Annotated in this window: 16 protein-coding genes; 3 read left to right on the top strand and 13 right to left on the bottom strand. The window is 33.6% G+C overall.

Annotation, left to right across the window (positions count from 1 at the left end):
- Positions 1-144 precede the first annotated feature (144 nt).
- The 7 genes from moaD to ACSVDA_RS01520 form a co-directional block, all read right to left on the bottom strand.
- A complete protein-coding gene (gene moaD / locus ACSVDA_RS01550) occupies positions 145-378 on the bottom strand; it encodes a molybdopterin converting factor subunit 1 (protein WP_485880290.1) in 234 nt (77 codons plus the stop codon).
- The gene (locus ACSVDA_RS01545; protein WP_485880288.1) at positions 371-844 is read right to left on the bottom strand and encodes a molybdenum cofactor biosynthesis protein MoaE; all 474 of its coding nucleotides are present in this window, start codon (positions 842-844) and stop codon (positions 371-373) included. Before ACSVDA_RS01545 ends, moaD begins: the two co-directional genes overlap by 8 nt.
- Complete coding sequence (gene mobB / locus ACSVDA_RS01540; RefSeq protein WP_485880286.1) at positions 834-1,367, bottom strand: molybdopterin-guanine dinucleotide biosynthesis protein B; 534 nt, start codon at positions 1,365-1,367, stop codon at positions 834-836. The genes ACSVDA_RS01545 and mobB overlap by 11 nt, the downstream gene beginning before the upstream one ends.
- Complete coding sequence (locus ACSVDA_RS01535) at positions 1,355-2,620, bottom strand: molybdopterin molybdotransferase MoeA (protein ID WP_485880284.1); 1,266 nt, start codon at positions 2,618-2,620, stop codon at positions 1,355-1,357. The genes mobB and ACSVDA_RS01535 overlap by 13 nt, the downstream gene beginning before the upstream one ends.
- Positions 2,621-2,882: 262 nt before the next feature.
- On the bottom strand, positions 2,883-3,071 hold the full coding sequence (locus tag ACSVDA_RS01530) for a FeoB-associated Cys-rich membrane protein (RefSeq protein ID WP_485880282.1): 189 nt from the start codon (positions 3,069-3,071) through the stop codon (positions 2,883-2,885).
- Positions 3,072-3,115: 44 nt separating this feature from the next.
- On the bottom strand, positions 3,116-5,122 hold the full coding sequence (gene feoB / locus ACSVDA_RS01525; RefSeq protein ID WP_485880280.1) for a ferrous iron transport protein B: 2,007 nt from the start codon (positions 5,120-5,122) through the stop codon (positions 3,116-3,118).
- Complete coding sequence (locus ACSVDA_RS01520) at positions 5,088-5,345, bottom strand: FeoA family protein (protein ID WP_485880278.1); 258 nt, start codon at positions 5,343-5,345, stop codon at positions 5,088-5,090. Before ACSVDA_RS01520 ends, feoB begins: the two co-directional genes overlap by 35 nt.
- 490 nt (positions 5,346-5,835) lie before the next feature.
- Between ACSVDA_RS01520 and ric the strand changes: the two genes are divergently transcribed.
- Positions 5,836-6,534, top strand: coding sequence for an iron-sulfur cluster repair di-iron protein (ric, locus tag ACSVDA_RS01515; RefSeq protein WP_485880276.1), 699 nt, complete (start codon positions 5,836-5,838; stop codon positions 6,532-6,534).
- A 186-nt stretch (positions 6,535-6,720) separates the two neighbouring features.
- On the opposite strand, the gene moaA is transcribed toward ric, so the two are convergent.
- A complete protein-coding gene (gene moaA / locus ACSVDA_RS01510) occupies positions 6,721-7,743 on the bottom strand; it encodes a GTP 3',8-cyclase MoaA (protein ID WP_485880274.1) in 1,023 nt (340 codons plus the stop codon).
- Between the two features lie 205 nt (positions 7,744-7,948).
- On the opposite strand from moaA, the gene ACSVDA_RS01505 reads away from it, so the two are divergent.
- Positions 7,949-8,635 (top strand): Crp/Fnr family transcriptional regulator, encoded by a 687-nt coding sequence (locus tag ACSVDA_RS01505; protein WP_485880272.1) that lies wholly within the window; start codon positions 7,949-7,951, stop codon positions 8,633-8,635.
- A 94-nt stretch (positions 8,636-8,729) separates the two neighbouring features.
- Here the strand turns inward: ACSVDA_RS01505 and ACSVDA_RS01500 are convergent, their stop codons facing one another.
- Positions 8,730-9,650, bottom strand: coding sequence for a hypothetical protein (locus ACSVDA_RS01500; RefSeq protein WP_485880270.1), 921 nt, complete (start codon positions 9,648-9,650; stop codon positions 8,730-8,732).
- Positions 9,628-10,194 carry an RNA polymerase sigma factor gene (locus ACSVDA_RS01495; protein ID WP_485880268.1) on the bottom strand — a complete coding sequence of 189 codons (567 nt, stop codon included), beginning with the start codon at positions 10,192-10,194 and terminating at the stop codon, positions 9,628-9,630. The genes ACSVDA_RS01500 and ACSVDA_RS01495 overlap by 23 nt, the downstream gene beginning before the upstream one ends.
- Before the next feature lie 523 nt (positions 10,195-10,717).
- Between ACSVDA_RS01495 and ACSVDA_RS01490 the strand changes: the two genes are divergently transcribed.
- Positions 10,718-11,392 carry a Crp/Fnr family transcriptional regulator gene (locus ACSVDA_RS01490; RefSeq protein WP_485880576.1) on the top strand — a complete coding sequence of 225 codons (675 nt, stop codon included), beginning with the start codon at positions 10,718-10,720 and terminating at the stop codon, positions 11,390-11,392.
- Between the two features lie 150 nt (positions 11,393-11,542).
- Here the strand turns inward: ACSVDA_RS01490 and ACSVDA_RS01485 are convergent, their stop codons facing one another.
- The 3 genes from ACSVDA_RS01485 to ACSVDA_RS01475 form a co-directional block, all read right to left on the bottom strand.
- On the bottom strand, positions 11,543-12,271 hold the full coding sequence (locus ACSVDA_RS01485; RefSeq protein WP_485880266.1) for an MBL fold metallo-hydrolase: 729 nt from the start codon (positions 12,269-12,271) through the stop codon (positions 11,543-11,545).
- A gap of 524 nt (positions 12,272-12,795) precedes the next feature.
- Positions 12,796-13,305, bottom strand: coding sequence for a DUF4269 domain-containing protein (locus tag ACSVDA_RS01480; protein WP_485880264.1), 510 nt, complete (start codon positions 13,303-13,305; stop codon positions 12,796-12,798).
- A gap of 167 nt (positions 13,306-13,472) precedes the next feature.
- A complete protein-coding gene (locus ACSVDA_RS01475) occupies positions 13,473-14,444 on the bottom strand; it encodes an HD domain-containing protein (protein WP_485880262.1) in 972 nt (323 codons plus the stop codon).
- Between the last annotated feature and the right edge of the window lie 604 nt (positions 14,445-15,048).

Below are 15,048 nucleotides of genomic sequence, written 5' to 3'. Positions count from 1 at the left end.
ACTCATTGATCGTTGTTTTTCCTACTAATATCTAGATTTTATAAAAACTACCATATTAACAAAAAGTCTTTTTTGTGATCATGATTTTTATAAGAGAAAAGTTGCCTCGATTCTATACGAGTTTTGAAAAAAATGACTTTATTTTCACCCTCCGCTTACAGGTGGAATAAGTGCAACAATATCTCCTGCTTGGATGACATCATTCTCTTGTGCATACTCTTCATTTATTGCAAACATTAATTGTTCTACATTTTGGAGTTCAAATTGGTCTGATAGCAATACTTTTAATTCAGCTATAGTTAGAGGTGCCTTATCTATCGTTAACGTTTCTTTACCTACCTCATCCTGCAAATGTGCAAAAAATAAAACCTTAATCATTGAGATGCTCCTCCTCAGGTTGTCCTGTTGGGTATTCATTTTGTTCCAGTTGATCGCCAATCCATTTTTCACCATTTTCCCAATGCTCTTTTTTCCAAATCGGAACAATTTGCTTTATACGTTCAATCGCATACTCATTCGCCTCATAAGCATCTTTTCTGTGAGGTGTTGATACAGCAATAACCACTGCAATGTCTGATATTTCTAACCTACCAATTCGATGAGTGATCGCTACTGTAGCATCAGGCCATCTCTCTGTTATTTCTTCACCTATTTGTGCTAGTTTTTTTTCAGCCATCGTAACATATGATTCATATTGTAAAAATAAAGTTCGCTTTCCCTTTGTAAACTCTCTCACTGTACCGATGAAAGTAGTTACCGCTCCTGCTTCACGCCTAACTACTTTATCTATTAACTCTTGAACTCGAATTGGATCTTCAGTCACTGAAAAATTTTTATTGTCCATGTCGTCTCCTCACATTTTGTAAAATCGTCGGAATATATTTTTCATGCTCACCAATATTGAAAATATTATTTTGAAGCTCATCAAATTGATAATGATCGAACCATTTTATAATAGCTAATACATTCGTTAATTCTTTACATAAATGAATGTCTTCTATAGATCGTAATAAAACGATTTTCGGAAATTGTGCTTGTTTATATCCCTCTACAAAAATGATGTCTAGGCCAAATGGGTTATACATTTGTAATATTTGCTTCAAGGAAGTTTCGTCATTTTCGATATGAATGTGAACAGTCCCTTCCCCCTCAACTCCAGTTATGACTGCACCAGCCTGCCGATGACGAAATGTGTCTTTCCCTACATCACTTACATTTAGTTTGCCTCCGTGTCCGTGATGTTTAATTGTGCCAACCTTTAAACCTTGTTTTACAGACTCCTTTACAAACCTTTCAACTAAAGTGGTTTTCCCACTATTTTGATACCCTACAATTTGTAAAATTACTGGTGTATTCACCACGACCATTGACAACCTTCTTGATCTTCAAGTAACAACACGTCTACCATCATTCCTTTTTGAAATCCTCTAGTCCCACCTGGTAACATCATTAACGCATTTGTAGAAGCTAAAGAAACAACTACATTTGATTTATCTAAACCACTTGGCGCTACAAAAACTTTTCCTTCATGATATGACAGCTTGCTCCTTACAAATCTCGTGAAAGGATTAGCTTTAGGGAAGTCTTCATTAAGCGTGGCTTGAATTTTTTGAAGGTGTGGACGTGCTGAAAATAATAGGCTCCTTATGATTGGTCGAGCATATAGTTCAAAACCAACATAACAGGCTGATGGATTCCCAGATAAGCCAAATAATAGCTGCCCATTTAACTGTGCAACTGAAGTCACACTGCCTGGTCGCATTGAAATTTTGTTAAAAAGAAGTTCAGCTCCTAGCTTGTTATAAATTTCTTGTATGTAATCAAAGTCTCCGACAGAAACACCGCCTGTTGTAATAAGAATATCAACATGTTGAAGTGCATTTTTCATCGCCTCGTAACATGATTGAAAATCATCCATGAGCTTCCCAAGATAAACGGCCTCTCCACCACAACGTTCTATTTGATCGCAGATCATGTAGGAATTACTATTTCTTATTTTTCCTGGCTCTAGCGGCATATCTACATCAAGTAGTTCTGACCCTGTAGCGAACACACCTACTTTTGGTTTTTTTCCTACTTTTACAGTACTATAACCAAATGTAGCTAATAACGCTTTTATACCTGGATTTATATAATGTCCTTTTTCAACTAATACAGTACCTTTTCTTGTGTCTTCACCTTTAAAAGAAACGTTATCACCTTCTTTAAAAGGTCGCTTAATAGACATATACTTTTTTCCATCACGTTCGTATTGCTTAGTTAATTCGAGCATTACAATCGCGTCTGCAGTCGAAGGCATTCGCGCTCCGGTCATAATTCGTATCGCTTGACCTTCTGTTAATGTCTCTGATGCTACCTGCCCAGCACCTATTTCTTCAACCACTTCAAATTCAATAAGATTATGTTGATTCGCATGTATGGAATCTATTGCTCGTATCGCAAAACCGTCAAAAGCAGAGCGATCAAAGTGTGGTACATCGTGATCAGCAACAATCGTTTCTGCAAGAAAACGACCATAGCAATCATCTATTGATACTTCTTCTATCTCACCATGCTGAGCATGTGTCATAACCTTGCTAACAGCTTCTGATACTGGTGTTAAATGTCTTTTTTCTACCATAGGCCTACTCCTTTATAGTTATTTCTAAAAGGCTTTTTTACATTCTAAGTAATATACAGATATATAACAAGAGTTTCCAATATCTTTTCTTCTTTTTAACGATAGCTTAAAGCTTGTCTAGCTGAACTAATTACATAAAATGATGTCTTAGTTTATGAAACTTTTTAATAGTAAAGTCTGGGACCATGACTATCCAATTACTACATTGGTTTACTTTCTCACTATTGCTAAATTCTTTCTAAAAGGAATCTTGTTCCTCAAATTATTTTGCCGTATGCTCTTCTGGAGCTTGTGGAACTTCAGCATGTACTCTAGAATTATGAGCACATGGAAGCTGGCAAGCACTTGAACAATTTGCACATTTTCCTTTTGAGCTACGTTTTAATGATTTTAAGAGCATGAATGCCGCATAACCGATAATCAATGTTCCAAGGACTATATTTACTACCATTTTATCACTTCCTTTAATATTTAGTCAGTGATCTATACTTACTACTATAAAAACATTTTTCCGATTTGATAAATAAGAAAAGAAATTACATAAGCAACTACTAGAGCATATCCAACTGAAAAAAGTGTCCATTTCGTCGAATTCGATTCTTTTTTTATCGTAGCTACTGTTGCAAGACAAGGTACGTATAAAAGGACAAATGCCATAAAGCTAATAGCAGAGATTGGTGTATAATACTGTGATACCATTCCTTGTAACGTGTCTGTGTTAGGCGCATGGTAAATAATATTCATCGTCGATACGACAACTTCTTTTGCAAAAAAACCTGTCATCAACGAAGCGGCAGCTTGCCATGTACCAAATCCTAAAGGCGTAAATAAAGGTGCTATAAAACCACCTATTAAAGCTAAAAAGCTATTATCCATTTGTTCAGCGACACCGCTTGGTCCAAAGTATGTTAACATCCAAATAAAAACAGAACCAGCAAAAATAAATGTTCCTGCTTTTTTCAAAAACCCCTTTCCCTTCTCCCACGTACTACGTGACAATGTTAACAATTGAGGAATGCGATAAGGCGGTAGTTCCATGACGAACAGTGATTTTTCTCCTTTGAAAAATATACTAGAGAACAATTTTGCTAGCACCATCGCAACAACAATTCCTAATACATACAATGAAAATACGATGATAGCTTGATGTTTAATAAAGAATGCTCCTGCAAACAACGCATATACAGGTAATCTTGCTGAGCAAGACATTAAAGGAGTTAATAATATTGTTAACAAACGCTCTTTCGGTTGCTCAATTGTTCTTGCTGCCATAACACCAGGGACGTTACACCCGAAACCTATAATCATAGGAATAAATGCTTTTCCATTTAAGCCAATTGCCTCCATTAATCTATCCATCACGACAGCTACTCTCGCCAAATATCCTGAATCTTCAAGGAATGAGATTAATAGAAACAAGATAAAAATTTGTGGTACAAATACTAATACTCCACCAACCCCTGCCACGATTCCATCAAGTACCAGCATTTGAATAAACTCCGAAGCACCGATAACCTCAAGTACATTTGCTAACAATGTTGATATTGGTCCTGAAATAAAGCCATCCAACAAATCCGCTAAAGGTGAACCGAGCCAATCAAAAGTTACCATAAAAATGATATACATAAATAGTAAAAATAACGGTAACCCGAAGTATTTATTCGTGACTATATTATCAATTAATTCCGTTGTTGTTCTTTCCTTTGTCTCTGACACTTCCATTACGTTTACTATTAAATCACTTATAAACTGATCACGTATATGATAGATGTAATGACGTATTGTTCCACCATCAGTATCTTTTGATATCAACTGTTCCGTTTGGTGCTTTATTTGCTCAAATATATTTGGTTCTAAAAGTTGGTCAACATATGACTCTACTTGTTTATTCCCTTCCAAATATTGTATAGCTAACCATCGTTTTGATATAGATAATTTGTCTGGTAGTTTATCTTCAATTTGCTGAATAGCTTCTTCTAAAATTGCACCATAATTTAATGCAAATACCCGTTCATTAGATTCATTTAGCAACGCAAGATTAGCTGTAAGCTCTCCACAGCCCATTCCAGTTCGAGCAATAATAGGAGCTACTAGGACATTAAGCAAGTCAGCTAATTTTTCAGCATTGATTTTCAAGCCTCTTTTTTTTGCAACATCAACCATATTTAAACCGATAATGATAGGTTTCTCGAACTCTAACAACTGCACTGTTAAGTGTAAATTCCGCTTTAGTTGAGAAGCATCAACAATATTAACAATTTTTTCAAATGATGCTGTCAACAAAAAATTTGTGACAACTTCTTCATCCTTTGAAAGTGGATTTAATGAATATACTCCTGGGAGATCAATGAGCTGGCCTTGTTTATCTCTTAAAATACCAATTTTCTTCTCAACTGTTACCCCACTCCAGTTGCCGACATATTCATATGATCCTGTCAAATTATTAAACAGCGATGTTTTTCCCGTATTAGGATTCCCGAATAGTGCAATTTGTGAGGACAATGTCACCCACTCCAATCTTCGCTGCCTCTTTACGTCTAATGCTTATACATTGTCCGCAGCACTCAATCAATACTGGACCTCCAAATGGCATGACACACCTTAAGCAAATATTTTCACCTTCTACGACGCCCATGTCTAATAACCGTTGCTTCACAAGGTCATTTGCTAATGACAAATCAATAATTTTTGCTGTAGAACCTTTTTTCAAGCTAGCTATGTTCATATGATATCCCTCCTGAAATAGCGGAAAAGTTCTTCATAGCTAAAGTTACAAATTAACATTTTATATGATAATGATAATTCTTCTCATTGTAATTTCATCATATAATAGATTTTTTCATTTTTGTGTAATATTTGTCACAATACAGTTGCGATATTATGAAAGATGTGTGACGTCAATTGTCAATTTACCCAATTGACACCGCATTTCCTATCCATAAAGTTACATTCAATGAAAGACCTGTGATCTCAATCACCACGCTACGCATTTGGATTGTCTATGCTATACGTAAGAATTCATTTTTTAGGCTTTTTCGTAAACTTTGTTGCTATTGTTATGAATTTAGTACCAAAAAAGTGGTTTTATATTGTTAGTCATCGTTATACAGAAGATAAGAAACCACGAACTCTAGTTGGGTACGGATTATTTCTTATTACGAATAACAACAACCATTGCGAAAACAGCCATTTTTAATAATGAGGAGGAAATAGAAATGTCAAATAAATTCGATGAAAACATGATTGTAGGGGAAGTTGTAGCAGAATTCCCAAAAGCTAGTGATATATTTAAATCGTATAGGATTGATTTTTGTTGTAATGGGAATCGACCTATAAAAGAATCAGCTCTTGAAAGAAATGTTTCTACAGAAAAAATAATTGCAGAGCTAAACAAGTTATATGAAGAGAAAGAAAACGATTCAAGTTCTCAACACAACTGGAATTCAGCATCTATTACCGAACTTATCAACCGCATAATAGATAAACATCATCGTTATTTAGAAGAGGAGCTTCCACAATTAAGCCCGTATGTAACAAAGGTGATGAGAGTCCATGGACAAGCCCACCCAGAACTTATTCAAGTTCATAAGCTATTCAACACGTTAAAAGCAGATTTAGAAGAGCACCTTATGGGTGAAGAAACTGAGCTATTTCCATCATTTTTAGCGTTCGAGCACGATCCTTCAAATAGTAATCGAGACAAAATCGTCAATATTCTCGAAGCTACGAAAAATGAACATGAAACTGCAGGTGATATCTTAAAGGAACTACGTACCGTTACGAATAATTTCACGCCACCATTAGGTGCATGTAGAACGTATCAATTAGTATTTAATCGCTTAGAAGAGCTAGAATCTGATTTATTTGAACATATTCATCTAGAAAATAATATTCTATTTAATAAGATTTCATAAATTAAAACCCTCTGACAAATTGTGTCAGAGGGTTTGTTATTGAGTTTGCTGCTTTGCATGATATGAAACCTACAGGGCTTATCTGCTTGTTTTCATAAGCCAAACCATATGAAGGTTAACAAGCGACTTTTCATCCCACCTCTTCTTTGCTTGGCGGGTATGTTCAGGATACTTACCCTTTTCTTCTCACCCACCAATGTAGGACATTTCGATTTTTTCTCTCATTTTTGCTGAATGTTCAGTACGTTCATCTGAATAACGATCGTGTCGTGCTCCCCACACCTTTTTAATTTCCTCTATAATTGTTTCGCTTGATGCATTAGCACGTAATATTTTCTTAAAATCGTGGCCTTTCGATGCAAATAAACAATTGTACATTTTCCCATCTGCTGATATACGAGCCCTTGTACAGCTAGAACAAAATGACTCTGAAACAGATGTAATGAACCCTACTTCTGTATCTGTGCCTTTGTGACGATAGCATGTTGCTACTTCGCCAAAATACCGTTGCTCTACTGGTTCTAATTCAAAGTGTTCTTCTAACTGGTGAAATATTTGTTTTTTCGTTACCACTTGATCATAATTCCAGCCATTTGTGCTACCGACATCCATAAACTCAATATAGCGAATAGGAATCTCTTCCTTTTTAAAATATTTCGCCATCGGTATGATTTGTGAATCATTTAAGCCCTTTTTAACGACCATATTTACTTTTACGATTAGACCCTCTTTTTTAGCAGCTGCTATACCTTTTAATACTGGTGATACGCCTACAGATCTACCGTTCATTTTTTTAAATATTTCATCTTCAATAGCATCCAAGCTTATATTTACACGCTGTAAACCAGCTTGCTTTAACTCTTTCGCATATTTTGGTAAATATATTCCGTTTGTAGTAAGAGCAATATCCTCAATCCCATCGATTAATGACAGTTGCTTAATTAAAATATGAAGATCCTTTCTAAGTAACGGTTCTCCCCCAGTTAACCTTACCTTCTTCACACCAACCTCAGCAAAGCATTTGACGAGTCTAGAAATTTCTTCAAACGTCAATAGTTCTTTCCTTTGTAAAAATGGAAAATCAGGGCCGAATATGTCTGCTGGCATACAATATGAACAACGAAAATTACATCTGTCTGTAACTGATATTCTTATATCCCGCAAAGGGCGATGATGTTGGTCTTGAATTGATATTGCCTGATTGACCATAAGCAATCTCTCCCCCATAAATTATTTAAGTCAGTAATAGCATATTTAACCTATTATATACATATTAAAGCAAAATATATTTATAAACAATGTGATGCTTGTCACTTAAAGAAATTAACTTGTCGTATACACTTTAACTGGGAAACAATTTTTGGAGCGATTTCTCCTATTATTGCTTTATTATCTCAGTTAAGGAGGTTTTAACATGTATGTCCAGATGTTACGAAAAATAAATATATTTCAAGATTTACCAGAGCAATCATTAGCCTTTATTTCGGAAAATCTTAAATCTCAATATTTTAATAAGGGGGAAATTATCTTTTCTGAAGTCGAGGAAGCTACAGCAGTTTTTTTTGTAAAATCTGGAATTGTTCGCCTCACAAAAGGAGACCAGAATGGAAAAGAGATTGTTGTTTGTTTAAAAAAAGCAGGAGATATATTCGCTGAAGCAGCGTTATTTAGCGAAGAAGGAACACGGTATCCTGCAACTTCTCAAATGCTTCAAGAGGGGGAAGTTTTATACTTAGACACGAATCATTTGCAAGTTGAATTGATGCAGAACCCAGACATAGCTGTTGAAATGATTCGTTATATGAGTCGTCAGCTACGTAGCTTTACATCAATCATAAGAGATATCGCTTTACTGGATGTATATAGTAAAACAATTTCAACACTTGATCGATTAGCAAAGGATTTTGGTATCAAAAAAAGTAAAGGAGTTCAAATTGAACTTCCTTTAACAGTACAGGAATTTGCAAATATAATTGGAGCCACCCGTGAAAGCGTAAGTCGAGTTTTTTCAAAATTAAAAAGTGAACGTATGATTGATATAGAAGAAAAGAAAATAATTATATGTGATTGGAACCAATTTTCGACGATGTATAAACACTAATCCTTGTAGCACAGTTGAGCAATTAATATACTCATAATTAAAATCAAGTGGAGTGCTCCTCCACCTGATTTACTCTTTAAATATGGCGTTAACCTTATTTTTGTTTTAAAATATTTTCCGTTAAATCAAGTACAGGGTTTTCAGGTGATCTCTTATTAACTTGAAGCATCCTATAAATCCAGTTTTCTCCTTTTCCGTCTTCAACAGCAAATAATATTCTATTTTCATCTGAATTATATATATAATCTACGCCATTTAGGTTTCTCTTCTCTGATTGCTCTAATTCTTTATCACTCATATGCCATTTAGTGCCATTTGTACTTGAAATTATATTAATATAAACCTTTTCGTATAGTTCGTTTTTTAAGGTCATTGAAATTACAACTATGTTAGAACTTAGTTCTCCTTCTTTTGTAACAAACTCTAAACCCTTACTTTTACCCTCTTTATACATTTCTTCATATACATTTAAGAGGTTTTCTTCACTTTTAACAGTGTATTGTATTTGTCCTTTATCTAGTTCATAGGCTCCAGGAAATTCAGTTGGTAATAAGACTTTATTTTCAATAAAGTTTTTCATATTTGTATAATCAGAAAAATATGTATCATTTTTAACAGTTCGTACAGCACTTGGACCATATCTTTCGTATTGATCAATAGGTAGAAAATAAAGAAACTCACCTGGTTCAAGCGTATTTTTTAACTCATCGATTTTATCATCATATTGTTTCAAACTTGGATGATCCCACTCTTCGTTCGTAATCTCTAGCATCGTTTCACCTTTTGTATTTAACAACGACCAGCCATTTAATTTTGCAGCGACACCGACTGACGTTGTTAAAATAATGAGTAATACCGTTGTCATTAACACTAGCCTTCGGTTAACAAGGAAGCTTGTTCTTTTACTATCTTTCTTGTAAAACACTGCTTCATGTATTTCTTGTTCATTCATTGTAGGGATTTGTTCATTTTTCAATGATCGTTCAAAGTCTTCAAAGGAATGAAATTTCTTCATCTTTTATCCTCCTATTCTCGTTTGCTAGTAAATATCTTTTTAGCTTTTTCCTAGCCCGCTCATAGCATTTGCGCACTGCGGGTTGATTGGTACTCATAATTTGCTCAATTTCTGCGTATGAGAGCTCCTGAACAGTTTTTAAAATAATAATTGTGCGTTCTTTTGCTGATAATTCTCGTAAAGCATCTGAGATCTCTTCACTAAATTCTGTTTCATGCATTGTTGTAATATTGTGAGCTAACGGTTCATTACTAGGTTGAAATGGTATAAATTTGATTAACCTTTGTCTTTTTATGACATTCAAACAATGATGATATGCAATTTTGTATAACCAAGCAGATAGATTGGTTTCTTTGGTTATTTTATGCAAGTTGTTATAAGCCTTCACGAACACTTCTTGAGTAGCATCTTCAGCATCTAGGACATTTCTAAGCATATGAAAACAATATGTATGAATCCTTTGATGATTTTTACTAATCAATTGGCTAAAATCATCGTTATAATCGTCCAATATCTTGTCTTTGTTTTCGGCTACGTTCTTCAACTACCTTCCCTCCTCTTTTTTTTGATAAAGGCAATCTTCGTATTGACTGTTGTTTTACTACATATAACTAAAAGTTATGTTCAAAGCTGTTTTGTACATGGCGTTTGTAGTATCGTTTCTTCGATATCAATTTGAGCAATGGCACAATAATTCTTATGGTATTTCTAATTTTGTGATAATGACATCAAAGCTTACGAAAAGAGCCTGATAAATAAGCGTTCATAATTAAAACAATTTTACTCATCAATTTGTGACATTTTATGAAAAATTTTAATTAATTTTAAGTTAGAATGAATGAGATAGTATATAAAACAAGCTCATCGTGTAGGGTTCAAACTTTATGATACTATTATCATTGTTCTACAACATCAAAAAAACAGCATAATCCGTTTGATAACTCAGTAGAATGATAATATTTACGTTGCAGTTTTGAATGTTTTCATATTTAATAGAAGTAACAACTAATTCTTCCATAAGGTAGGTGGTAACAATAAAAACTCAATCCCAGCCTACAAAACCAACCATGTCTGTTGAGCTAAAAGAATTGTTGAATTCCTCTGAGTACACCGTGAAAGTTAAAAAGGGCTCATACCTTTTTCAAGAAGGGATGGAGGCTACAGAACTTTACATCATTCGTTCGGGAAGAATACAAATTAGTAAAATTTCTGCAGATGGACGTGAACTTACATTAAGAATATGTCGACAAGATGACATTGTAGGTGAGCTTACACTTTTTACAGATGATGCAAAATATATTCTCAATGCAAAGGTGCTTGAGGATTGTGAAGTAGCTGTCATAAAAAAAGACTACCTCGAAACGCAATTTTTTCAAAATAGCCAACTTGCATTTGAGTTTATGAAATGGATGAGTGATCACTTTCGCAAAACGCAAACGAAATTTCGCGATTTAGTTTTAAATGGAAAAAAAGGTGCGCTATATTCTACTCTTATTCGTATGTCAAACAGCTATGGAATTAAGAAAGAAGATGGGATTTTTATTGACTTACCGCTTACGAATCAGGAGCTGGCAAACTTTTGTGGTACAACTAGAGAAAGTGTCAACCGTATGTTAAATGACTTGCGACGTCAAAAGAAAATAACAATGAATAAAGGATTTATTACTATTCTTGATTTAGAGTTCTTAAAAACAGAAATTAATTGCGAAGAGTGCCCTGCTATTATTTGTAGTATTGATTAAACCGTCTTATTATCTTATTTTAAATCTTTTCTTAGCCTGATGTTATTGGGACCTTCTTTTACAACTGGAAAGATACCACGTACAAGGGAACTCCACTTTGGAGTTCCCTTGTTTTCTATATTAATTATTCTAATATTAGACACTTTAAATCTAGTTTTTCTCTTCTAACTTTACCATCTCTCCTGGTTTTACTACTAATTTATTTTCCACCTCGAATTTCTCAACATTTTCTTCATTATAAATGCCAGGTTCATCTGTATGAATAGGAATGACATGATCAGCGTTTATCATTATTGCTGCATCCATCGCCTCCTCTACATTCATGTTATCATATGTACCGTCTATACCTAATAAGGCATAATTTATATTTTTGTCAGACAATAAATTCATTTCATCTATTTTACCAGTATCACCAGCATGATAAACCCGAAGTCCATCAAACTCTAGTACAAAACCATAGGATAAATCTATAGGGTGGTGATCATTATAAGCTGCGACTGCACTAATATTAATGCCTAATACTTCAATGTTTTTACCAGGTAAGTCACTCTCAATCTTATTATTTTCAAAATCGTAAAATTGTGTAATAATTTCTGTTTGATCTTTCTTCGTTACTTTTGACAAATCACTGTGATCATAATGTCCATGAGTGGATAGAATAATATCTGCTGGTTCTGAGTAATCCTCCTCATCACCTGCCCAAGGGTCAATATAAATGACTTTACCATCGCTCGTTTTAATTTTCACACTAGCGTGGCCAATTACTTGAAGTGATGGTGATGTCTCCTTGTTACTAGCATCCTCCTTACTACAGCCAAATACAAATAGAGAAGTGATTAATAGACATGCGAATAAAGTAACTTTCCGGTTAGTGAACAAATACATCCCTCCTAAAATGTTAAATTTTTCACATTGATTTTACCATAAAATACATATAAATCATACTTATATTCACAATTTTCAGATTATTATTGTTGCAAGCATATTTATTGTAGTTGAATAAGATTCTGTTCGTATGCTATGTTACTATAATCACCAAATTAGAACGACGGGCAGTATTGTTATACACTTACCATCATTAACAGTTATTTTCCTTGATGATATTATACCAAGTTACGTTATTTTGAACGCATTTCCTTAGAATCTTTACAAACGCATCTTTATAGTAATTTTCATAATTTAGTGCTACCCTTAATTTAATAGCATGATTTTAGGATAATGTTAAATAGTGAATTGTTAACTTGGAGTTCTCATAAATTCTCTAAAGATTTCCCAGTTTACCATAAAAATATAGGCAAACTGTCTTTTTCAATTTATTTTAATAACATTTCTACGGCCGTTACTAGTAATTTCAATTTTGAAGGGTTTGGTGGTTTCACACGTAGAAAAAAAATTAAAGAACATTAAATAATCCCTTTTTCTCTCCCATAATTTAATAATGCCTCGTAAGAATCTCCAGATAGACCTAAAATTTCACAAAATGCTGGTTCAGTCTTATATCCTTTTATTTTTAGTTCAATGACTTGTTGCCGTATACCTGGAAACTCTTTTAGTATAAATCTCTCTATAACCATGTGTTGGTAAGCATATTGTTGTAAAACTGGCTGAGATTGCCCAAATATTTCAAATTCAAAGCCGTGAAATATAAAATTGGCCTTGACCACTTCCAAATTTCTAATATTTTTTCTGGTGATCTTAAAATCGATTTCATTCTCATAAAGTTTTTTTACTTTATTTTCAAATCTTAGTTTATGTAAATGATCAACTTCCATAATAATGTCTAAATCAGAATCAATTACATCAACACCAATTGGTATCGTTCCACATACTACAGGATCATACTCAACTAAGTCTTTCATAATTCCTAAATTTTCTATGGCACTATATGCTTTACGCTGTTTTGCTGTTCCCATTTTTAAACTTATCAGAGAATTATACACCGCTTCCCTCCTAAAAACATGTCAAATATTATTGTCTAACTTATGTACATCTCATCATGATGTACCAAGAAATCAATATATTATAATTTTCTTTTGTAAAGCTTTTTAACAAATTTATACGCCTCATAATTGCATTTCTATTAACTTAATTTAATGTATACACCCTTTTTAGATTTCCTTTCAGCATCATCTGTCATACTCCTAATTTTGCTAGATAATTGGGATGATCTTCGCAATTTATCGTCAAGCCATACGGAAGGATCAATTAGTCGTAATTTCTTTTTAAGGTGAAAGTCAAAACTTCTCTCATCTTCAATAACATACTTTCCTTCATAGAGTTGACTTAATAATGAATTAATTTCTGGATTTTCTGCCTTTCTTAGAAGCTCCATTACCTCTTCATCTGTACGTAATAAATCTGTTCTGTAAATAATATTCTTTACTAATGCAAGTTTCATAGTTTTTGATAATATTTTATAGCCAAACACATTCACTGGATCTAGAAAAAAACCAATTACCTCTTTGTAATAAGTTTCTACAAACCATTCAGCCGCTGTCAATTCTTCTACATACATTTTTCCATTTATTACTACAAGATGATCTAAAAAAAACCTTATACTTGATAATGATATTTGTCCATACTCATACATATCACGCAGTGTAGAATCCACTCGATCTGCACATAATTCAGGTGATGGCTGTTCAAGTAACGTCCACTGATCCATGTTAAAAAGCAGTTTCTTATAATTATATCCATATTTTCGCAATATTTCTGGTACTTCAGAATCTCTAATCACATCGATAAATAACTTTTCATGATAATCTTCTTTGCTATTTTCAAATACAAAATCAACTACATGAGAAAATGCTGTATGTGATATGTCATGCAGAAGTCCAGCAATTTGTTCTACTGTCGAACCTCCTAACATTCTTATTAAAAGCATGACTCCAACAGAGTGTTCATATCTTGTTACATTCCATTTCTCATTCACTAAATAGCTTGCACCACCTTGATGAACATACTTTAAACGTTGAATCTCTTTGCAATTAATTAGTTCTTCAAGAACTCCTTCAATGATAAATTCCCCATAAATAGAATCTATTATTTTCATAATTTACCCTCACCTCATGTGAATATTACAATATAACACTTACATTCTTTTATTTACCAACCTAATTATATGAAAGAGCTGGGTGGAAGTAAAATACAAACATATAAAACATTGCTTTCAATTAAAGGCTGTTTTTGCATTGAAAGTTGCTTTTCATTCTAAGATATAACACGTATACAGCTAGCGTTTGTGACTTCTTTTCTTCTGTACAACGGTGACGAACATATAAAACCATTTTTTATGGTACTAATTTGATAACAATAGCAACAAAGTCTAACGAAAAGATCCCTTTTAGTTTATATTTTTCAAATAGGACATTAAACACGTTTTAAATTAAGTATTCAAGCTGTTTAGCTCCAGGCAAAAAAGCACTAAAGAGTCTTATATGACAACCCTGACCACATTGATCGCATAAAAAAAGATCCTGCCAACATTAAAATGTACCCTATAGAGTAGACACTTAAAAAAGTCTCCCTATAGGGTACATTTTTGTATAATGGAGAAACACAACTAGAGAAATACTTCGGATTGGAGAAAACTATGAGTAAAAAGATTTTTTCGGAGAAAGAGATCAAACTTTTATCTTCTAACATTTATGTTAAAT

The sequence above is a fragment of the Cytobacillus sp. Hm23 genome, from assembly GCF_051842895.1.
In the GTDB taxonomy this organism is placed as follows: Bacteria; Bacillota; Bacilli; order Bacillales; family SM2101; genus Nanhaiella.
The sequence above is the reverse complement of the archived record's forward strand: the minus strand, read 5'-3'. Positions and strand labels throughout refer to the sequence as shown.